This window comes from Sediminibacterium sp. KACHI17 (genome assembly GCF_040362915.1).
In the GTDB taxonomy this organism is placed as follows: domain Bacteria; phylum Bacteroidota; class Bacteroidia; order Chitinophagales; family Chitinophagaceae; genus Sediminibacterium.
Genome location: NZ_AP029612.1, coordinates 2,274,561 through 2,294,904, shown reverse-complemented (window position 1 = coordinate 2,294,904; position 20,344 = coordinate 2,274,561). Strand labels below are relative to the sequence as shown.

The 20,344-nt window shown below is 40.2% G+C and carries 16 protein-coding genes; 9 read left to right on the top strand and 7 right to left on the bottom strand.

The features are described 5' to 3' along the window. Positions 1-247: 247 nt before the first annotated feature. Positions 248-496: a hypothetical protein gene (locus ABXG83_RS10165; protein ID WP_353548750.1), complete on the top strand. Its 249-nt coding sequence runs from the start codon at positions 248-250 to the stop codon at positions 494-496. A 125-nt stretch (positions 497-621) separates the two neighbouring features. Here ABXG83_RS10165 and ABXG83_RS10160 read toward each other — a convergent pair whose 3' ends face one another. The 3 genes from ABXG83_RS10160 to ABXG83_RS10150 all read right to left on the bottom strand — a co-directional run bounded on the left by ABXG83_RS10160 (position 622) and on the right by ABXG83_RS10150 (position 5,930). After that, positions 622-1,887, bottom strand: coding sequence for a pyridoxal phosphate-dependent aminotransferase (locus ABXG83_RS10160; protein ID WP_353548749.1), 1,266 nt, complete (start codon positions 1,885-1,887; stop codon positions 622-624). Between the two features lie 207 nt (positions 1,888-2,094). After that, positions 2,095-2,559 (bottom strand): helix-hairpin-helix domain-containing protein, encoded by a 465-nt coding sequence (locus ABXG83_RS10155; protein ID WP_353548748.1) that lies wholly within the window; start codon positions 2,557-2,559, stop codon positions 2,095-2,097. A gap of 188 nt (positions 2,560-2,747) precedes the next feature. Continuing rightward, complete coding sequence (locus tag ABXG83_RS10150; RefSeq protein WP_353548747.1) at positions 2,748-5,930, bottom strand: hypothetical protein; 3,183 nt, start codon at positions 5,928-5,930, stop codon at positions 2,748-2,750. A 266-nt stretch (positions 5,931-6,196) separates the two neighbouring features. On the opposite strand from ABXG83_RS10150, the gene ABXG83_RS10145 reads away from it, so the two are divergent. From ABXG83_RS10145 to ABXG83_RS10135, 3 genes are all read left to right on the top strand, one after another. Further along, a complete protein-coding gene (locus tag ABXG83_RS10145) occupies positions 6,197-7,456 on the top strand; it encodes a DUF5690 family protein (RefSeq protein ID WP_353548746.1) in 1,260 nt (419 codons plus the stop codon). 141 nt (positions 7,457-7,597) lie between these two features. Further along, positions 7,598-8,230 carry a hypothetical protein gene (locus tag ABXG83_RS10140; RefSeq protein WP_353548745.1) on the top strand — a complete coding sequence of 211 codons (633 nt, stop codon included), beginning with the start codon at positions 7,598-7,600 and terminating at the stop codon, positions 8,228-8,230. 27 nt (positions 8,231-8,257) lie between these two features. Further along, positions 8,258-9,436 (top strand): aminotransferase class I/II-fold pyridoxal phosphate-dependent enzyme, encoded by a 1,179-nt coding sequence (locus ABXG83_RS10135; RefSeq protein WP_353548744.1) that lies wholly within the window; start codon positions 8,258-8,260, stop codon positions 9,434-9,436. A gap of 85 nt (positions 9,437-9,521) precedes the next feature. Here the strand turns inward: ABXG83_RS10135 and msrB are convergent, their stop codons facing one another. After that, positions 9,522-9,998 carry a peptide-methionine (R)-S-oxide reductase MsrB gene (gene msrB / locus ABXG83_RS10130; RefSeq protein ID WP_353548743.1) on the bottom strand — a complete coding sequence of 159 codons (477 nt, stop codon included), beginning with the start codon at positions 9,996-9,998 and terminating at the stop codon, positions 9,522-9,524. A 263-nt stretch (positions 9,999-10,261) separates the two neighbouring features. Here msrB and ABXG83_RS10125 point away from each other — a divergent pair, with 263 nt between their 5' ends. From ABXG83_RS10125 to ABXG83_RS10115, 3 genes are all read left to right on the top strand, one after another. Beyond that, complete coding sequence (locus tag ABXG83_RS10125) at positions 10,262-10,840, top strand: adenylate kinase (protein ID WP_353548742.1); 579 nt, start codon at positions 10,262-10,264, stop codon at positions 10,838-10,840. Positions 10,841-11,025: 185 nt separating this feature from the next. Next, positions 11,026-11,718 (top strand): murein L,D-transpeptidase catalytic domain family protein, encoded by a 693-nt coding sequence (locus ABXG83_RS10120; protein ID WP_353548741.1) that lies wholly within the window; start codon positions 11,026-11,028, stop codon positions 11,716-11,718. Positions 11,719-12,023: 305 nt separating this feature from the next. Further along, entirely contained in the window at positions 12,024-12,641 is a 618-nt protein-coding gene (locus ABXG83_RS10115; protein ID WP_353548740.1) for a helix-turn-helix domain-containing protein, read from the top strand. Positions 12,642-12,722: 81 nt separating this feature from the next. Here the strand turns inward: ABXG83_RS10115 and ABXG83_RS10110 are convergent, their stop codons facing one another. Further along, positions 12,723-15,185, bottom strand: a complete 2,463-nt coding sequence (locus ABXG83_RS10110) for an outer membrane beta-barrel protein (protein ID WP_353548739.1) — start codon at positions 15,183-15,185, stop codon at positions 12,723-12,725. Positions 15,186-15,364: 179 nt separating this feature from the next. Between ABXG83_RS10110 and ABXG83_RS10105 the strand changes: the two genes are divergently transcribed. After that, complete coding sequence (locus ABXG83_RS10105) at positions 15,365-16,054, top strand: alpha/beta hydrolase (protein WP_353548738.1); 690 nt, start codon at positions 15,365-15,367, stop codon at positions 16,052-16,054. On the opposite strand, the gene ABXG83_RS10100 is transcribed toward ABXG83_RS10105, so the two are convergent. Further along, positions 16,048-18,420, bottom strand: a complete 2,373-nt coding sequence (locus tag ABXG83_RS10100) for an ATP-binding protein (protein ID WP_353548737.1) — start codon at positions 18,418-18,420, stop codon at positions 16,048-16,050. The genes ABXG83_RS10105 and ABXG83_RS10100 overlap by 7 nt on opposite strands. A gap of 242 nt (positions 18,421-18,662) precedes the next feature. Between ABXG83_RS10100 and ABXG83_RS10095 the strand changes: the two genes are divergently transcribed. After that, entirely contained in the window at positions 18,663-19,346 is a 684-nt protein-coding gene (locus tag ABXG83_RS10095; RefSeq protein ID WP_353548736.1) for a hemerythrin domain-containing protein, read from the top strand. 80 nt (positions 19,347-19,426) lie between these two features. Here the strand turns inward: ABXG83_RS10095 and ABXG83_RS10090 are convergent, their stop codons facing one another. Beyond that, the gene (locus ABXG83_RS10090; RefSeq protein WP_353548735.1) at positions 19,427-20,341 is read right to left on the bottom strand and encodes an OmpA family protein; all 915 of its coding nucleotides are present in this window, start codon (positions 20,339-20,341) and stop codon (positions 19,427-19,429) included. Positions 20,342-20,344: the final 3 nt, after the last annotated feature.

Below are 20,344 nucleotides of genomic sequence, written 5' to 3'. Positions count from 1 at the left end.
CCAGGCCCCAGTCTAGTGGAGCGATCAGTACGTTTTGTATGTTAAAATCGGTAGACAGCTGGAATGGTTTGATTCATGAAATGATTGAAAAGTGTACTTTAGATCATCATATGAAACTCAAAATAAACCAAATAATCGTTCTGCTGTTACTTATCACGATGGCCAGTTCCTGTGGTATATTCCAAAAAGGAAGGAATGGCAGAGGGGGCTGTAATTGTCCCAACAATGTTCGTTAAACCGTTGAGGTATGAAAGACATGAACCGTGATCTCTGGCTGTTGTGTAAAAATGATTACATGACACAGTCTGAACTAGATCGTCAGGTAAGCCTGTTAAATACCCTTTTATACTATGCAGAAAACTGGAATAATTTCTGCGCCTCTCACGAAATTCTAGACATCAACCGCCGCAAGATCATCCGCAAACCCCATCTGATGCAAAGTATTCTGCATGAAAGAAGGTTGAAGGCCTTTGTGTTTGTGAATAATCTGAATTGAGCTGTAACCCACAAGTTTCAGGCATCAGGCTTGATTTATCATACCATTCAGGCCTTTGATTCAATATCAAAATTAGTAGGAGCTTAATTAAAAAAACTTGCAGCTTGTAGCCTGAAGCTTAAGGCTTATAAGAGCTTTCCTAAAGCGCTCTCTAATTTCTCCAACATCTCTCCAATCTCTTCTTTCTTACAAGTACCAACACTTAAGCGATACCATGAACTGTTGGATCCGGCGCCGAAAGCGGAGAAGGGTACTACCGCCAGTTTTGCTTCTGCAAGAATATAAGATGTTACATCAGATTGTGTTTCCAGTTTTTTACCGTCTGCCGTGGTTTTACCTACAAGATCAATTTTAATAGTAAGATAGATGGCCGCTTGTGGTGCAATGGCATCAACAGGATAGCCTTTCTGCTTGAGCGCAATAAAACCATCATGAATATTTCTTAAACGAAACTCTACTTCTGACTTGAATTGAGTGAGGTAGCGTTGAATATTTTCTTTCTGTAATAAATATTGTGCAACAGCTTTCTGCTCTGCCATCGGAGCCCATGCTCCAACATGGCTTAAGATGGCTTTCATTTTAGCGATCACAGTGCTAGGACCCAATGCCCATCCCACACGTACACCTGTTGCCGCAAATACTTTAGAGATACCATCTATGAAAATGGTATAGTCTTTCATAGCAGGTCTAAGGTGCAGCGGGTTGTAATGAACAGTAGTGCCATAAGTCAAGGTCCAATACATCTGATCAAACATCAGGTAACACTTCTTTTCACCCTCACCTCTTTTTGCATTCTCTTCCAGTATCAGATCACAGATGGCTTCCAGACTTTCTTTTTTAAGTGTAGTACCTGTTGGATTCTGTGGTGTGCAAATACAAATAAGCGTAGCACCGCTGATATTCTTTTTGATGTCTTCTACCGTAGGCATGAAATCATTCTCTGCCGTACACTCTACCACACAATGCACTGCATCGGTTAAATGTGTATAGTGATTGTTATTCCAGGAAGGAACACCATAGATCACTTTATCACCTTTGTCAACAATCGCTTTGAACAAAGTATAGATCAATGGGCGACCACCGGCTGCTATTTGAATTTCATTGGGTTCAAAACTCAATCCTTCCCATTCTTTGATGAATGTTGCTACCGACTTGCGCAGATCCAACACACCTTCTGCTGCAGGATAACTGGTATTTCTGTTGCGATAAGAATCGATGATGAGTTCTTCTAACTCTGCAGGAATAGGAAATACAGAGGGATCAAAATCACCGATGGTAAGGTTGTAGATCTTCTCACCATTACGAATACGCTCACTGATGGCATTACCCAATTTCACGATCTCACTGCCCGATAAAGTTTCTGCTAAATGACTCAGTTTTGGCGTACTCATACATTTGGTTTTGTTCCGGCCGCAAAATTAAGATTTTCAATCGGAGAAGAGGGGGAAATGTTGAATGTAGAATGATGAATATAAAATATCGAAGGAAAATTGACGGTTAGGTGACAAGACAAGGCTAAAGCCGCAGATTCGCTGATTATTAAGCAAACTAATCAGCGAATCTGCGGCTTTAGCTATTGCTAAGAAGCTTTGTGAAAGTTATCGATCAAACCACGCTTTTTCAGGTCTGTTTTTGGGATAGCCATTTTCATCGCGAAACTTTTTTCGTTCTTCGGTAAAGTCCCACCAGGTTTTTTTTGTGTCATTTGTATTTGCAAAGTTCACGACTAATCTGAATTGGTCTTCAACGCAAGGATCAATCCAATAGCCTTTTTTTTGTTCGTATTCGTCTGTGAGTTTGGCGCCGTCTTTTTGTTTGAGTTCCTTGAGTGAATAATAACCCAAAAACACAAGGTCTTCAGCAAACTTTATTCCGACTGACGGAACGGTTTGAAACTCTGCCAACGCATAAATTTCTTTTGCGCGTTCATTTGTAGCGTTTAATAAGACTTCTAATTCGTCAGGTGCGAAATCGAGAATATCAGCAATTTTGATTTTGTTTTTTCTCAAACTAGCTTTCTCTATTTCCGTCAAAGGAAGTTGTATATTTCTTTTATTTTTCATCCGCAGCAAAAGTTAGTGAATAATTTTTATCACCTTCTACTAAGAAGAATCTTGGGGAAAGATTTAAAACCTTCCAAAGTTATTGATCAAAAAAATCTGCGAATCTGCGGCTTTATGATTAGGCTATACCATAAAAGAAAAGAGACAACTGTTAGTTGTCTCTTTTCTTTTATGGTTTGATAGAAAATTTACTCTATCGCCTTATAATCCTTAAATAATTTCAACTCAATCTTATCCGCCACCGCTCTGAATGCTTTCCACTTGGTATCGAATAATGTGTTGGCACGGCTGATGACTTCTGAGATTTTATCTTCTGCTGTTTTCATCAGCCTTTCCTCTTGTTCTCCCGGTATGGTTGTTTTGCCGGTTACATTTGAGCGCGCTTCGTTGAGATAGCCATTGATGGTTACCTGTGGTATATTACCATAACCTTGTTTGGTTTGTGGTTTACCATTCAGCATTTCACGAATAGCTTGTATTTCTTCACGAACAGGTTTCATGGTTTTGCGGATCGTGTCTGCTTGTTTTGCATCCATATCACGCAATGCTGTTTCTACTTTATTCATGATACCTTCTGCATCGCTGAAACGTTCATTCAGATTACCCAATCTGATCGAGCTTTGATTCAAACGATCCACTGCTTTACGTAATGCATCACGCACTGCCTTTGGTGTTGGTGCATATGGATCATCATTCACAACGATCGTGGTACTATCACTGATATTTCTTCCCAAATTCATCACCACTTTGTAAGTGCCCGGATCTACTGGTAATCCCGGAGGCTCTGCAGTAGCTCCACCGCCTGCACCACCAAAGCGTCCGGCGCCACCGCCGCGACCACCGCCGCCGCCAATGCGTACACCTCTTCCTTCCATACCCCAGTAGTAACGGTTAAGGCCTGTATCTGCTTTGGCAGTCAGTGTGCGAACCAACACATTGTTGGCATCATAGATACGCATGGTCACTGTATCACTGAGTTTATTTTTTCCGGTATCCGCTGCTGTTTTATTGACGAAGAAACTAATGGGTGCGCCTGATCTTCTGTTCTCTCCTTCATAAGTTCCCCAAACACTATACTCAATACCCGATGCATTTTTACGCTTAGCCTGATAACCATCAGGTAATGCAAAAGCTGTGAGTTTATTGGTGAAGAGTTGTCCTTTATTAGCCGCTAATTTGCGAAGCGGACGAATATCATCCAGGATCCACAATGCACGACCAAAAGTTGCGATCACCAGATCCGCTTCTCTCTCTTGGATCACCATATCATAAGTAGATACTGAAGGATATCCATTTTTGAATTGCTGGAAAGTGGTTCCATAATCCAAGCTGATGAATAATCCCTGCTCTGTTCCAACAAAGATCAAATTTGGTTCTGTTGGATCTTGTACCACACACAATGTATAACCGGTTACTTTTTTCTCATCCACCAGATTGGTCCAGGTTTTACCATAATCAGTTGTACGGAATAAATAAGGTTTGTTATTACCACGACGATAATCATTCACCACTACATAAGCTTCTCCGGCATTGTGTCTGGATGCGCGGATCTGTGGAACCCAAGCTCCTGTTGGCATTCCGGGGATCTTACCGCGGAAGTTGGTCCAGGTTTTACCACCATCTCTTGTGAGTTGTACATTACCATCATCGGTTCCTACCCAAATCACACCTCTTTCTTTTGCTGAAGGCTCAATGGCCAAAATAGTACAATGGTTTTCAGCACCGGTAATGTCTACTGATAAACCACCGTTATTGCTTTGATCAATTTTTGCACTGTCATTGGTAGTCAGATCACCCGAGATCTGTGTCCATGAAGCACCTTTATCTGTACTCATGTTCACTAGCTGACTTCCATAATAAATGGTCTTCTTATCAAAAGGATCTTGTGCGATTGCTGCATTCCAATTGAATCGCTGACGAACACCACTTGCAGTGGTTGGTGGACGAATGCTCCATCTTTCTCCGGTTGCAATATTGTAACGTCCTACACTTCCTCCCTGACTCATGCTGTACACCCAGTTTGGATCTTCCGGATCAGGCATCACATCAAAACCATCACCACCACCAACTCCTTCCCAGAATGCATTACGGATACCGCTTTGTCTCCATACATATGCCGGACCATGCCAGCTACCATTATCCTGTAAACCTCCCATTACATTGTATGGGATATTATTATCGACATTGATGTGATAGAATTGTCCGAGTGGTAATTTTTCATCAAACTGCCAGTTCTTTCCGCGATCGCGTGTAATTGCGATACCGCCGTCATTACCATCAATGATGAAGTTGCCATCTTTCGGATGGATCCAGAAGGCATGGTGATCAGGGTGAATACCTGCATAAGGAATCACCGTCTTGAAAGTTTTGCCTGCATCTTCACTCACGGTGATGATCTGATTGATATTGTACAATCTATTTTCATTCGTAGGATCCACCGCTATGTCCTGAAAATAAAACGCACGATTGGTCACTACTGCTGCATCGCTATTCACGAGTTCCCAGTTATTACCACCATCATCACTTTTATACAAACCATTTTTGGTTGCTTCTACCAGCGCATATACTCGCTTTGGATCATTGCGAGCAATGGTAATACCGATACGGCCATAATCGCCATCCGGTAAGCCATTGGTTTTGCCCAGCTTGGTCCAGTTTTTACCGCCATCGTAAGTCACATAAAAACCACTGCCTTTACCACCACCCTGTAAGCTCCAGGGTGTGCGCTGATGCTGGTACATGTTCACAAACAATTTATTCGGATTAGCAGGGTCCATGACCATATCACCTACACCCGAAGTATCATTGGTATAGAGAATCTTATTCCAGGTAACTCCACCATCGGTTGTTTTATATACACCACGTTCAGGATGCGGCGCAAAAGGATTACCGATCACACCTACATACACGACATCCGGGTTATTCGGATCGATGATGATGCGATGAATGTTACTGGTTTTTTCGAGTCCCATCATTTTCCAGGTCTTACCACCATCGATACTTTTGTAAATACCGCCACCCAAACTGATTGAGTTACGGGGATTACCTTCACCGGTACCGGCCCATACCACACTAGGATTGCTTTGTGTGATGGCAACAGCACCAATATTCAATATGGGTTGGTCATCAAAGATCGATTCCCAGCTGGCACCGCCATTTTCAGTTTTCCATACACCACCACTCGCTGTTCCGAGATAAATGATGTTGGGATTGGTCCATACTGCATCGATCGCAGTTACACGTCCACTCATACCGGCCGGACCGATATTGCGTGGTTTCATGTTTTTAAAATGTTTTGAAAGATCTGCCTGTTGGGCAAAAGAAAGAATTGCAGTGCCTAGTAGCATTGCAGCAAACAGTAGTTTTCTCATTCCATTGGTTTTTGGGATCGGGAATTTCTGCAATTAATGGTGGATTGCCAAATTAGATGGATAATTGGGTGAGGAGGCTACGTGCTTTGAGTCAAGAGCGGCAAGCGACAAGCTGCAGGCTGCAAGTTTTAAATAATCAATTTCCCTGTGTACTTCTGTGTCTTCAGTGGCAACCAATCAACAAAAAAGATATTGCCACTGAAGACACAGAAGAGCACTGAGGTTTTGTTTGGAGTTTGCCTATATTTATTGCAAACAACCAACGCTTGAACACAAAATCAGTTTTCAAAGGTTCGCCGATACAAATAGGAATCTATGCTGCCGTTGCAGCTTTTCTTACCTATACCATGATATTCGGATTTCGCAAATCATTCACCGTTTGCACATTTGATGGAATGACTGTGGGTTCTTTGAGTTATAAAACAGTGTTGGTACTTAGTCAGATGATGGGGTATCTGATGGCTAAGTTTTATGGTATCAAATTCATTTCCGAATTAAAACGTTTTGGAAGAAATAAGATCATTCTCCTTCTAGTGGGTATTGCATGGATGGCATGGCTTTGTTTTGCGCTGATACCCGCTCCCTATAATATTGTCTTTCTTTTCATCAATGGTTTTCCCTTGGGTATGTTATGGGGCGTGGTTTTCTCTTATGTAGAAGGAAGAAGAAGTACTGATTTTATTGGTGCTGCACTTGCAGTGAGTTTTATCTTCTCGTCAGGTTTTGTGAAATCGGTGGGAGGATGGTTGATTCAATTGGGCGTCACAGAATTTTGGGTGCCTTTTTGCACGGGATTGGTGTTTGCATTGCCTTTATTATTGTTCATCTATCTCATGGAACGCATACCTGCACCAGATGCTGAAGATGAAGCCGCACGTATGAACCGAACACCCATGAGTGCTGAACAGCGCAAAGCTTTTGTTCGCTCTTTCTTACCCGGTATCATTGCCTGTATCTTTATTTATGGTTTTGCAACCATCTTTCGCGATATCAGAGACAATTTCAGTGCTGATATGTGGAAGGAAATGGGGTATCTAAATCAACCTGCTATTTTTTCTAAAACAGAAACACCGATTACACTGGTTATTCTTGCACTCATCGGCAGCATGGTCATCATCAAAAATAGTTTCAAAGCATTGATGATCGCTCACTTGTTCATTGCGATTGGATTTGTGGTTGCAGGCGTGAGTACGTACTTGTTTACCAAAGGACTTGTAGCACCGATCTGGTGGATGACATTGGTGGGACTGGGTCTCTACATGGTATATATACCTTTCAACTCTGTATTTTTTGAAAGAATGATCGCTGCATTTCGGTTTACAGGAAATGTCGGTTTCCTGATCTATCTCGCTGATTCATTCGGATACCTGGGCAGTGTGACTGTATTATTAAGCAAAGAAATTTTCAAAGTACAATTGAACTGGGTTCAATTCTTTTCAAATAGTGTGATGATATTATCTGTAGTAGGCGTAGGAATTACAGTATATGCGGCCTGGTATTTTAATGCCAAACAAAAACAGCTATAAAATCAGTGTAACTGTTCTTGATATTTATTGAATGTATTAGCTTTATAAAGAAGTTGTTCATGTGTTGTATTCACTGACTTGTTTCACAGACATGACTATTGTACTGAATAAAAACAACTAGATACCGTTTTAAAAAAATTTATGAAAAAATATATTTTACTGTGTTTTGTTTCCTTCCTTTTTATTTCTGCTTCTGCGCAGAAAAAAGCGATTACAGATACTGGCGAGGAAGTCATTCTTTACCAAGACGGCACTTGGAAATATGTGAATGGTGCTGATTCTGCAAGAGCCGTTGAAGTTAACAAAACACCATTCGTAAAACCATCTACCAATACCTTTTTACTTAAGAGTAAAAAATTCAATATCGGTTTCTGGATCAATCCGAAAAAATGGAAAGTACAAACTGATAAAAACAATGACGATGCAGAATATGAGTTGCATGAAGAAACCAATGATCTGTTTGCTATGATGATCACTGAGAAATCAGAAATTCCGGTTTTAACACTAAAAGATATCGCGATCAAAAATGCGAGAAAAGTTGCTCCAGATATCACCATTCAAAAAGAAGAGTTCAGGATCGTAAATGGACAAAAAGTATTGCTGGTACAAATGAAAGGAACATATAATGGTGTTCAATTTATCTATTATGGATATTACTACTCGAATAAAAACGGATCTGTTCAATTCGTAACCTATTCTACAAACAATCTGCTGATAGAAAACATCAAAGATTGTGATGATTTATTGAACGGCTTTGTGGTACTACAAGAGTAAAAATTTACAATAACACAGACTCCAGTTATGCCCATAATTAACAGAAGAAATTTTCTCCGTAGCTCCGGTAGCTTTGCCATTCCGGCCGTTTTTCCTTTGTCGGGTTTAATCAGTAATGATACTTCTGTTCGTAGCGACTGGCCTGCTAAGCTTATTGTAAAGTTTTTTGGTGATGGTGAAATGTATGAACCCACTGATTATATCCGAGTATTACAGGAAGCTGATAAAACTACTGCTATTGTAAAAGATCGTTATGGTGTGGGCGGTGTTGTAGAAGCACTGGAAAAAAAATTCGCTGATATTACTGGAAAAGAAAAAGCCATCTTCATGCCCAGTGGTACTATGGCCAATCAACTGGCCATTGCTGTATTAAGTGGCAACAAAAGCAAAGTATTTGTTCAGGAAACCAGTCATGTCTTTCGTGATGAAGCAGATGCGGCACAATCTGTGTTTCAGAAAAGGTTGATACCACTTGCTAAAAATGAAACTCATTTCACTGCTGATGAGCTTAAGAAAACAATCGAGGAAATGAGTACAGCAGAGGCTTTTGATACAGGTATTGGTGCCGTTTCAATTGAAAATCCGGTAAGAAGAAGTGATGGAAGAATGGTTTCCCTTGATGAGATCAAAGCCATCAGGAACTATTGTATCACTAAAAAAATACCGATGCATTTGGATGGTGCTCGCTTGTATGTAGCATCGGCATGGTCGGGTGTATCGATCAAAGAGTACAGCCAATATTTTGATACTGTCTATATTTCTCTTTACAAATATCTTGGTGCTACTGCAGGCGCTATTCTTTGTGGCAACGCCACAATCATCGATCAAATGACCCATCTTATTAAAACACATGGTGGCTCTATGTATGGTAACTGGACCAATGCTGCCATGGCTTTGCACAGACTCGAAGGAGTGGAAGAAAGATTCAAAGCTGCAAAGGAAAGAGGTGAGCAATTATTCAAAACACTCAATTTGAGTAATCATATTCGTATTGAGCCTTTGAATCAGGGAACCAATATCTATCGATTAACATTAGCGAAAAATATCAATGGTACTGCTTTTCAGACCAAGCTCAATCAGCAATTCAATATTCGATTGGCAAGGCCCGATACAAATAATCAATCATTGATCAATGTAAACGAAACAATCTTATACCAATCGCTGAATGATCTTGTAAATGCGTTTGGTAAGGCCTTAAAAAGTTAAGATCTGAAGTCGTGCTTATATAAAAATGGTTCATAACAAACAGTCAATACCCATTTGCCATGAACCATCCGCTATAAGCTGCTTACTATCCCTTCTTCCCTTCCTCGTATTTTTTCTTAGCAGCTTCTGCTTTTTCAAAATCAAGGATCACACCATTGATGCAGTAACGTAATCCGGTAGGAGGTGGACCATCTTCGAATACATGTCCTAAATGACTTTTACATCTTCCGCATTGTACCTCTGTTCTTACCATACCGTGTGAGTTATCTGGCAGGTAGATAATTGCGCTTTTGCTGATGGGCTCATAAAAACTTGGCCATCCACATCCGCTATCGAACTTGGTATCGCTTTTGAATAAGGCATTACCACAAGCAGCACAATAATAAGTACCTATCTCTTTGAAATTTTCGAACTTACTGGTCCAGGGACGCTCTGTTCCTTTTTGACGAGCGATATAATACACATCGGGAGAAAGAATCTTCTTCCACTCATCTTCTTTCAGGTTCACTTTTGATTTGTCGGTTCTTGAATACACCGGATTGTTCTTTTCTGTGCTGTCCATTTTTACCTCTTTCTGTTTAGTTTCTTGGGAATAACAGCCCTGCACTATTAAAGTTGCAAGGAGTAATATCTTGAATCCCTTCATATGCCAATACTTTTGATACATTAAAATTACGTTTATCGTGGCCGAATAGTTTACTGTTAAACTGACGAACAGTCGTTTTTTGCCTTACAATTTGCAGTTATTCAATGTTTTAATGTGTTGTTAAATGTTTTTTAAACGATCGGGCTTATATTTGTTCTTCACGTAAGGTTAGTTAGTACATGTTTAATATTATTCTGTTTGGACCTCCGGGCAGTGGAAAAGGAACCCAAAGCGAAAAACTGATCGCTGCTTACGGACTGAAGCACTTATCTACCGGTGATTTATTAAGAAGCGAAATTGCAGCCCAAACACCGTTGGGACTGGAAGCCAAGTCTATCATGGACAAAGGCCAGCTGGTGCCTGATGAAGTTGTAGTAGGAATGATCAGTTCCGCTCTTGATAATAATCCGCAGGCCAAAGGATTTTTATTTGATGGTTTCCCCAGAACAGAAGCCCAGAGTATTGCCCTGGATAAGCTTTTGAAACTAAAGAATACTGAGATCGGAGTGGTTCTGGCATTGGATGTAAGTGAAGAAGAACTCGTAAGTCGCTTATTGAACCGTGGTAAAACCAGCGGCAGAAGTGATGATACCAATGAAACCGTGATCCGTGCCCGTATTGCTGAATACAAGGCTAAAACCACAGTCGTAGCCAACTACTATGCTAACTTTGATAAAGTGGTTCATATCAAGGGAGAGGGCTCTGTGGATGAAATTTTTGATTCGCTGCGCAGCGAGATTGACAAAAGAATGTCTTAATCTAATAATACATAAGCATTTAACAACCAATAACCAACTGCACCCGCTCTGTTTTTTGAGCGGGTTTTTTTATGTCCAAATGCTCCCAATAAGCTGTTAAACCTGAAACAGCACTACACTTGCTTTCCGTTAACAGGCTTAGTTTTGCCGTCCCCCGTGCTGAAGTGGCGTGGAAAATTGGATGTATGATCAGCAAAAAAAGTCAACTAGTTCTACTCTGTCTTGTAATCGCTACCGGTTTTTCCTTTAAAGAAAAGCCTGTGATGCATATTGGTACTGCACCCAGTAACACACTCACAGCTGTATATGAAAACCTGGATCTCGCGGCTCTTGGACTTTCCAAAAAAGCCTATGAATTTGCCTTGTCCGGATATGAAAGTCTGAAGTCGAGCGGGCAGCTTATTCAGGACCATATTTTGTCTGTCGTAGATTTTAGTCTGCCTTCAAATCAAAAAAGACTATTTGTGATCGATCTGCTGAAAGGGGAGTTGTTGTTTCATACGTTTGTTTCGCACGGAAAAAATTCAGGCAAGCTGATCGCTAAAAAATTTTCCAATAAAGCCAGTAGCTTTCAAAGCAGCATTGGTTTTTACACCACCGGTGAACCTTATCAGGGAAAACATGGTCTTTCGTTACGACTGATCGGAAAAGAAAAAGGCATCAACGATAAGGCCCTGCAAAGAGGTATCGTGATTCATGGCGCTGATTATGCAGAAGAAGTGGTGGCAAGCAGACAAGGCTATTTAGGCAGAAGTCTGGGATGTCCGGCAGTACCTCAGTCTGTTCATCGCGAACTGATCTCAACGATTCAAAATGGGAGTTGCTTTTTCATCTATGCACCTTCTTCGGGGTATCCCAAACAGTCAAAACTCATTTAATCATTTGTTCTGACCGTACAACATTTTTTAACAAGTAAATGCCCTTGCACGCTGTCTATCTTTATTGCAAGGTGCAACACGTAGAATTTTTTCATACCGACCATTTCAACCAACATTACAAGCGGCAAAAAGCAGCTTCGTCCATTTCCTATTTCATAGATTTTTTCTGGGAGACAGATTTTGATCACCTGTGGGATTCATATCCCAAAGGGTTTTCAGATGCTTTATTTCCAAACACGGGTTACACATATCTCATTAACCTCGGTACTCCTTTTGTTATGCAGGTTGGTGAAAAGAAGTTTGATATGAAGACCGACGGTTTTCTTCCTCGTCACCGGGCCATTGAGTGTTTTCATCAAAAAGGGAATAAGCTGTTTGGTATCAAGTTCAAAATATCACCGGTTATTTTTGAAAAGAAGATCAATTTCTCAGAATACCGTGAATACATTTTTCCATTGAGTTATTTAATGGATTCGGGTATGCTGGTCAAGATCAAAACATCTACTTCTTTTGAAGAGCGTGTGAGCATACTCACTGATTATTTTGAAAAGATCATTGATCAATATTCCGGCTCTTTAAAGCCGATCGAAATTGTTTCTCAAATTTTGGCACATTGTGAAAACAACAGAGATTTTATAACCCCCGTAGAAGATTTCGCTAAACAATACAATATCTCTTCTCGAACACTACAGCGTTATTTTGAAACGGCTACCAGTATCAGTACCAAAACTGCTATACAGATCATGCGCATCAGAAAAGCCACAGAACACCTGGCCACTGATCCGGATACTTTCAATAGTGCAGACTATGGTTACTATGATCACAGCCATTTCTACAAACATCTCAAAAGTTTCCTCCAAAAAAATACACTCAAAAAACTGCAACCACATTTGAGGTTGCTGGAGAAGTTACATGGGAAGTAGTTAATGGTCGATGGCCCATAGTCCATAGCAGAATCGATATTTTTCTTGCTATGGACTATGGGCCATAAGCTATTAACTACATTAATTCCCTGCTCTGCTTCTTTCTTCTTCTGATGCGGTTGTTCTTCTGCGGGCGGCTTGTACGGTATTTTTACCGAATCGATAAGTGAAAGTTATATTAGCAACACGTGTTTCACGGTAAGCTCTCCATATCTCGATATAATTATTGTATGTGATGGTTGCGCGTGGTAGGTTGGTCCAGAAGATATCCGTTACATTAAAACGAATGGTCCCCTTTTTATTCAAGATCGATTTCTGCACACCAAGTGCCAATCCCCACTGTGGGCGGGCTACCATGAAGCCATATTGTCCACCTGAATTATAATTCACGTTCAATTCACTGATCCATCCTTTACCCATGGTAAAATTGTTATTAGTTCTGATATCAAAAGCCGGTTTACCATTGTTCAAAGTAGTACTGCCTAATTTTCCGTTGAAGTGATTATAAAATACATTCCCATTGTTCACCATATTCCACCAGCTGTTAACGCGCAAAGGCGCTGAAACGGTGAGACCATAATAATCCTGTGAGCTCAGGTTGATCGGTATCTGCACTGTTACATTATCATTGGACGGTAAATTTGGAAACACATCTTTGAAACGCGCAATAGCAATATTCTGATTTTGTTTTGTATGACTATACCCAAATGTAAAATTGATGTTCTTCATGGTATAACTCAACTCATAAGACCAGGTAAGTTGTGGTAACAGACCCGGCCGGCCGGTTGCATAAGTTGTTACATCAATCAAAAACAAAAATGGATTCAGTTGAGAATAACCCGGACGATCAATTCTTCTACTCACTGATAATCCCAGCGTTTGATCTTCTTTCAGTTTATAGTTGAAAAATGCACTCGGAAATAACTGGAAATAGGAAGAGTCGAATTTTTGATTGCCTTTGATCTGATGCGTATTGATCTTGGTATGTTCACCACGTAAGCCAAGCTGAATATTAAACTTCTTGAACTCTTTACTAAAGTTCACATACACAGCATTATTATATTCATTGTACTTAAATCGATTGGTTTTATTGACATCATCTTGTGGAATTCCAGTACTCATATCAAAGAATTTCGCATCATTATCCGCAGACACATAACTGGTCTTTGCACCTAATTCAAACTTGCCCCCTTCTTTTAAAGGATTTGAATAATCGATCTTTGCTGTGCGCAAGATCAATTTTCCATCCTGATCACCATCTAATATATAATCAGGTTGCAAGGGTGTTCCATTAAGATTGTAATACTTAGTAGCAACTCTCGAAAGTGAAGAAGAGTTGTACTCACCATAGTCAACATCCGCAGTAAGTTCTTTACCATTGGTGTTGAATGAATGTTTAAAATTGATATTGGCAACTACATTCTGCGCATCATCATTATTATTAGCGAGTGTGGCGAATGTGGATACCTTCTGCTTTTGCGCATCAATTACATCAGATGCATTAACTGTTTTTCTTCCGAAGTTATTGAAGTTGGCACTGACCACTGCACCAATAATGGTTTTCTTTGATGGAAACAGATCAAATCCAAAACGAGTATTATGAAAATGAAAAGGAGATGTGGTATAATTATCTTTTAGATCACCTCCTGTGTACACTTTACTCTCATTAAAGAAATTACGATCCAAGATCAGGTGATTCATGTTCATTCTGTAACCATAAGTATAATTACCAAACAGATTTATTTTTTTGTTGCGGTGGTTGAATGTTAGTCCGGCATTCGATTTAGGGTACACACCTTGACCATAACCCAGCGTTAATGTTCCATTGGTTCCCAAACGTTGGTCTTTTTTCATTCGGATATCAATGATGCCGGAATTACCCGCAGCATCATATTTAGCAGAGGGATTGGTAATAATATCGATCCGCTCAATCGTATTTGCCGGTAAGCCTCTTAAATAGTTGGCCAGATCTGCTCCAGACATCGGTGTTGGTTTTCCATCGATCATAATGATAACACCTTGTCTGCCTCTCAAACCAATCACATCATTCTGATCCACACTAACTCCAGGCGAGCGCTCCAGTACATCCAATGCAGAACTGCCCGCACTAACAATACTGCTCTCTACATTTACTACGATACGATCTGTGAGTTTCTGAATAAAAGGTTTACGACTGGTCACGGTTACCTCACTCATGGTATTGGCCGCTGCCTGTAAGGTTATAGTGCCTGCATTGACTTCGCCTGCTGATTCAGTAACAGTAATGGGTGCTGTATACGAAGTCGTATACCCCATCATTGAAATGCGGATGCGATAGTTTCCTGATAATAGATTTTCAAAAACAACAACTCCTGTTTTGTCACTGATCGAAGCTTTTATCAGCGAAGAGTCTTTCACGCGTAATAACTCAGCTGTTGCATTTTCAAGCAATTGCTGTTGCTCATTACGAAGCGTGAGCAAGATCTTTCCATTCTTTGAAGACTGAGCAAGAGATGAAATGCTCAACAGGATCATACCCATTAAAAACAGGTGCAACTTTCTCATTGTTTTCCTTTTAGCATTCAAATATGAAAATGTTCGTAGAAAAGAATTTTGGTTTTCATTTGAACAGTCAAACAAGAACAATGAGCGGAGTTTAGTCAAAAAATCAACGTCTGATTTTTACATGATTTCTTTGTATTCCACTTTGAGTAAGGGTCAAGGCCTTGTTTTATATTTGTTAGATGCAACCACTATTACTACTACACGGGGCTATTGGATCGATGGATCAGCTGTTATCACTTAAAAGTGAACTCAGTCCTTACTTTGACGTGTATTGCTTTAATTTCCCCGGTCATGGTAATAGCGACCCTGTTGAGTCTTTTTCGATGCAGGCTTTTGCAAAAGCAATCGCCGATTTTATCGAAAAGCATCAACTTGATAAGCCCATGGTATTTGGTTATAGTATGGGAGGATATGTTGCTGTTTATTTAGCGTCGCTATATCCCGGCATTTTTCAAAAGATCATTACACTGGGTACTAAATATGAATGGAGTGAAGAAATAGCCGCCAAAGAAACCAAAATGCTGCGACCGGAAGTTATCGAAGAAAAAGTACCGGCATTTGCTCAGCAGCTGGCAGAAAGACATGGTCATACGGAATGGAAAAATCTACTCCACAAAACAGCCGCCATGTTATTAGCACTAGGCAAAGATCCATTACTTCCTGTTGCTGTATTGCAAAAGATTGATTGTCCTACACTGGTATTACTCGGTGAAAAAGATAATATGGTATCATCCCAGGAAACACAAAATGCTGCAACAGCATTAGTGAACAGCCAGTATCAGATCTTACCCAATACCGCACATCCGATAGAGCAAGTGGATGTGAAGTTATTGGCTGAAAAAATCAAGGCATTTTTATTGGATCATTGATGATGGATCTTGATCAATAATTTCAGAAACTCATCCGGTTCAAAAGGTTTGGTAACGATCGCATTGATAGAAAGATCGCGTGCACGTTCTTCTACCTCTGATGGTAAACTCGCTGTTAGTGCGATTATAGGAATGTTGATCCCCTTACTGCGAATGATCTTCACTGCTTCATATCCATCCATCACAGGCATATGCATATCCATTAAGATCATTTGATGCTTATTTGTATCAAGCTTGCGAATGGCTTCTTCTCCATTGGCCGCCACATCGATCTTTGCTCCCCATTTCTCGAGGAACGTTTTTGCAACCAACACATTCAACTCATTGTCTTCTGCCATTAATAATGAAACGCCTGAAAGCGGACGGCCTTTTTCGATTTCTTCTAGTACGGGTTCTCCTTGTGAGAAATTAAACACTTGTGATATTGGGAAAGTCTGGGTGAAAAAGAAAACAGATCCTTTACCCGGCTCACTTTTTAATTGCAATTGTGACCCTTGTAGCTCCAGAATTTTTTTGCAGATGGCAAGACCCAGTCCGGTACCACCGAAACTTCTTGATGTTGAAGTATCCGCTTGTGTAAAACGATCAAAGATCAGTTTCTGTTTTTCAGCTGCGATACCGATTCCGGTATCTTCTACTTTGATCGTTAGTGTGATATGTTGTTTTTGGATCTTCTCCTGTTTTATGATGAGCTTGACATGACCCGATCTTGTAAACTTAATGGCGTTTTGCAAGAGATTGCCAATCACTTGGCTGATGCGTGTTGGGTCTGAGATGATACGATGATTAAATGCCGGATCCTTTTCTAGGAGTAATACAATCCCTTTTTCATCAGCCAGTGTTTTCAATCCGGATAAAAGATCTTGTGATACCTGAACCAGGTCCATATCAATGTATTCAAAATTGATCTTGCCCGCTTCAATTTTATTGTAATCCAGAATGTCGTTGACAATATTCAAAAGATTATTAGCAGAAAAAAGTAACACATTCAGTTGTTCTTTCTGATCCTCACGCGGCTGATTATCCAATAATATATGTGAAAGACCGATCACCGAATTCAGCGGTGTTCTTATTTCGTGTGACATATTGGAGAGGAAATCACTTTTTGCAACAAGTCCCTGCTCCGCTTCCTTCCTGGCTTTATTGAGCAGGTATGAATATCGATAAGAAAGAATCAATGACTGCAGAAAGAAGAATGATAAATAACCGATGAATAACAGTTCTTTTTGAGGAGCAACAAAGTCAAAGTATTGCAAATTAATGATCACAAAAATGATCATTACAACGCCTGTACTTAATAATGCATATCCTGCACCGAGTCTTTTTCTTCTATAGGCCACGACATATACATAAAATGCATGCGCAATCACAAAAAACATAACCACTAAAAACGGATTGATCAGCTGTGTAAATACCGAAGGAGGGAAGAACAGTGTGATCAGTGACAGGATGATACATGCCCACATTTCCAAAGTAGTAATGAGCTTGTTAGAATCTTCCGGATAAAGATTTTGTGTATACTGTGTAAAAAAGATAACACTTACAAACAATGACAGGTATTCCATGTGAATGGTGAACGCCCAGGGAAGATCAGGAAAGATCGTGTGCAAAGAATACTGGGATGTTCCAATGATACGATAACTGTAAGTGATACAGAAAAGAGCAAAGTAAAGAATGGTTTTATCGTAACGACCAAAGAAGTACAGACCAAAGAAGAAGAGTCCACACATAATGATACTTCCGGTAAGAATAAAGTTGAAGGCATTGTCTCTGTTTCTCTTACTGAATAGTTTGTCTTTATTCCCGATCGTAATAGATTTATAAGGACCTCCTTTAGAGTGTAAAAAATTCGCTACTTGAAGTATGAGTTTTACGGTATCTCTTTTTATGAATAGCTCCCGTGTAAATTGTTGCCACTTCGGTTTGGTCGTTTCCGCAGAAGTGCCGGGTATTCCTGATTCAACAAAAACGGCATCATCCACAAACATTTTATAGCTGGTATAAGTATCCGGAACATCCAATGCCAGATTTGAAGCGTTTTTGGGAAGTAAGATGGTAAGCATATAGGATGCATACCCTTGGGCTGTGATTTTCTTCCCACCAACAACTGTATTATCCCATCGCTTGGGGAAGGTGGTCATACCGGTCATTTCCTTAGAAGTGTCTCCCGGCACACATAATTTTTCCCAGCAGAGTCCCCATTCGCCATCCAGTGGAACAGATTGTTTTGATAGATCTATATTTCGTAAATCAATAACACCGTGTTTGGCAACCGGTAGTTGCGCGAAAGAAGAAGAGGGAAAAAGAAAACAACAGAAAATAATGACGGAAAAAAAGATACCAGTTCTCTTAAATATTGAATACATACTTATCTGCTTGCTTGTTAAAATTCGCTGCAGGGGTATCAGCGTTTCCGTTTCTTAAATGTATTAATTCTTCTGCGAATTAATACATTTTATCTGTTTATACAGAAACCGGAGGACCTTCTTTCTTGTAAAAATAGTGCCGTCATCATTGGTTTTAAGCCGCTCATCCGCAACCACACTTTTATGTGATTGAGCTATATAAACCGTTAGTGCAGTTTTGCGCAAACACTAAAAACGACCATATGAATCAATTATCACGTTACAACCCCTTTCATCAGATACATCAGGGGTTAAGAGCCCTGCTGTATCATTGCTCTTTGCAGGTGCAGCATACAGATTTTACAGAGGAGGAAGAAGCTTCCAAAACAATTGCACAACTAAAAGAGCTGATCTGGCTTTTTGATGGGCACGCGCATACCGAAGACACAAAAGTATTTACATTGATTGCAGATAAAGCACCACAGGTGATCGCAGATTTTGAACAGCAGCACGATAAGGATCATATGCTTGCAGCACATTTGCAAGGATGTATTGAACAGTATGAAGCCGCGGTTAAGCCCTCCGATAAAATTTTTGCTGGAAGACAAATACAGTTCTCGCTTGCCGAGTTTACTGCATTCAATTTATCACATATGAATATGGAGGAAGTGATCATTAAAGAATTGATCTGGCAACATTATACGGATGAGCAATTACACAACCTAACCATGGAGATCGTAGGCTCTCTTCCTCCTGATAAAAACGCGCGATATAGCTACTGGATGATGAAAGGATTAAGTATCAGAGAAATCGCTGAATGGTTTCGTGCCATACAAGCTTCTGCACCTCCATTTGTAATGGATCAAATGATGGAGTTAGCTGCAGCTGCATTGGATTGTACAGATTTTAATGAAGTTCAAAAATCTTTGGCATTAGAAACGGTCTAAATTTTCTAATAACTACAAATAGAAACCCCCGCAATTGCGGGGGTTTTCTTTAGGCGTATATGGTTGGGTTAGTATGTACTTTATTGCTGTGGTTTTGTCTCTAATAATTTGAAGAACTGATCCAACATTGGCTGGATCACAATACGCGTTCTGCGATTAGCCGCACGTCCTTCCGCCGTACCATTATCTTTCAAAGGAATATACTGACTTCTTCCCGCTGCTGTCATACGCTTAGGATCGATTCCATAGGTCTCTTGCAAAATGCGAACAACTGTAGTTGCTCTTCTCACACTCAGATCCCAGTTATCCTGGATCGCTGCTGTTTTGATCGGGAGAGAATCGGTATGTCCTTCTACGATAAATTCTATTTCAGGTTGCGCATTCAACACTTTAGCAACTTTACCCAGTACCTCTTTGGCTCTGTCTGTTACTTCATAGCTCGCGCTTTTGAATAAAAGTTTATCAGAAATATCAACATACACTACTCCTTTATCGACTTTGATATTGATATCTTCATCATTCAAATTACCGATAGCGCCTTTCAGGTTCATGACCAGAGCCATATTCAATGAATCTTTACGGGCGATTGAACCTTGCAGATCACGGATATACAGGTCTTTTGCACCGATATTCTCTAGCGACTTTTTAATACTTTCTGCCTGAGCACCCGTTACTACAGAAAGATCTTTCAACTGATTCAATACAGTCGTATTGTTTTGTTTCAGAAAATCAATTTGCTTATTCAGGTCTGCTATTTGATCTTCCAGTGCTTGCTTACGGGTGTTAAGTTCGCTGTTTTGTCCTTTTGATTTGGCCAATTGGTTTTCGAGGTCTTTGATCTCATCTTGTAGTTCACGGTACTTGCCCTGCATTTCAAGATAAGCACCACTTAACTGTGTATACTTGGCTTCTGAATCTTTGAATTTTTTACTGCTCACACAGGAAAAAAGCAGTACAGAAGACGCGAATGCGACTATAAAACGATTGGTTCTCATGCA

Excerpts from the sequence above, each read along its gene's own strand:
- ABXG83_RS10165 (WP_353548750.1), top strand. The coding sequence starts at position 248 with ATGAAAGACATGAACCGTGATCTCTGGCTGTTGTGTAAAAATGATTAC.
- ABXG83_RS10160 (WP_353548749.1), bottom strand. The coding sequence starts at position 1,887 with ATGAGTACGCCAAAACTGAGTCATTTAGCAGAAACTTTATCGGGCAGT.
- ABXG83_RS10155 (WP_353548748.1), bottom strand. The coding sequence starts at position 2,559 with ATGAAAAATAAAAGAAATATACAACTTCCTTTGACGGAAATAGAGAAA.
- ABXG83_RS10150 (WP_353548747.1), bottom strand. The coding sequence starts at position 5,930 with ATGAGAAAACTACTGTTTGCTGCAATGCTACTAGGCACTGCAATTCTT.
- ABXG83_RS10140 (WP_353548745.1), top strand. The coding sequence starts at position 7,598 with ATGAAAAAATATATTTTACTGTGTTTTGTTTCCTTCCTTTTTATTTCT.
- ABXG83_RS10135 (WP_353548744.1), top strand. The coding sequence starts at position 8,258 with ATGCCCATAATTAACAGAAGAAATTTTCTCCGTAGCTCCGGTAGCTTT.
- msrB (WP_353548743.1), bottom strand. The coding sequence starts at position 9,998 with ATGGACAGCACAGAAAAGAACAATCCGGTGTATTCAAGAACCGACAAA.
- ABXG83_RS10125 (WP_353548742.1), top strand. The coding sequence starts at position 10,262 with ATGTTTAATATTATTCTGTTTGGACCTCCGGGCAGTGGAAAAGGAACC.
- ABXG83_RS10120 (WP_353548741.1), top strand. The coding sequence starts at position 11,026 with ATGATCAGCAAAAAAAGTCAACTAGTTCTACTCTGTCTTGTAATCGCT.
- ABXG83_RS10115 (WP_353548740.1), top strand. The coding sequence starts at position 12,024 with ATGAAGACCGACGGTTTTCTTCCTCGTCACCGGGCCATTGAGTGTTTT.
- ABXG83_RS10110 (WP_353548739.1), bottom strand. The coding sequence starts at position 15,185 with ATGAGAAAGTTGCACCTGTTTTTAATGGGTATGATCCTGTTGAGCATT.
- ABXG83_RS10105 (WP_353548738.1), top strand. The coding sequence starts at position 15,365 with ATGCAACCACTATTACTACTACACGGGGCTATTGGATCGATGGATCAG.
- ABXG83_RS10100 (WP_353548737.1), bottom strand. The coding sequence starts at position 18,420 with ATGTATTCAATATTTAAGAGAACTGGTATCTTTTTTTCCGTCATTATT.
- ABXG83_RS10095 (WP_353548736.1), top strand. The coding sequence starts at position 18,663 with ATGAATCAATTATCACGTTACAACCCCTTTCATCAGATACATCAGGGG.
- ABXG83_RS10090 (WP_353548735.1), bottom strand. The coding sequence starts at position 20,341 with ATGAGAACCAATCGTTTTATAGTCGCATTCGCGTCTTCTGTACTGCTT.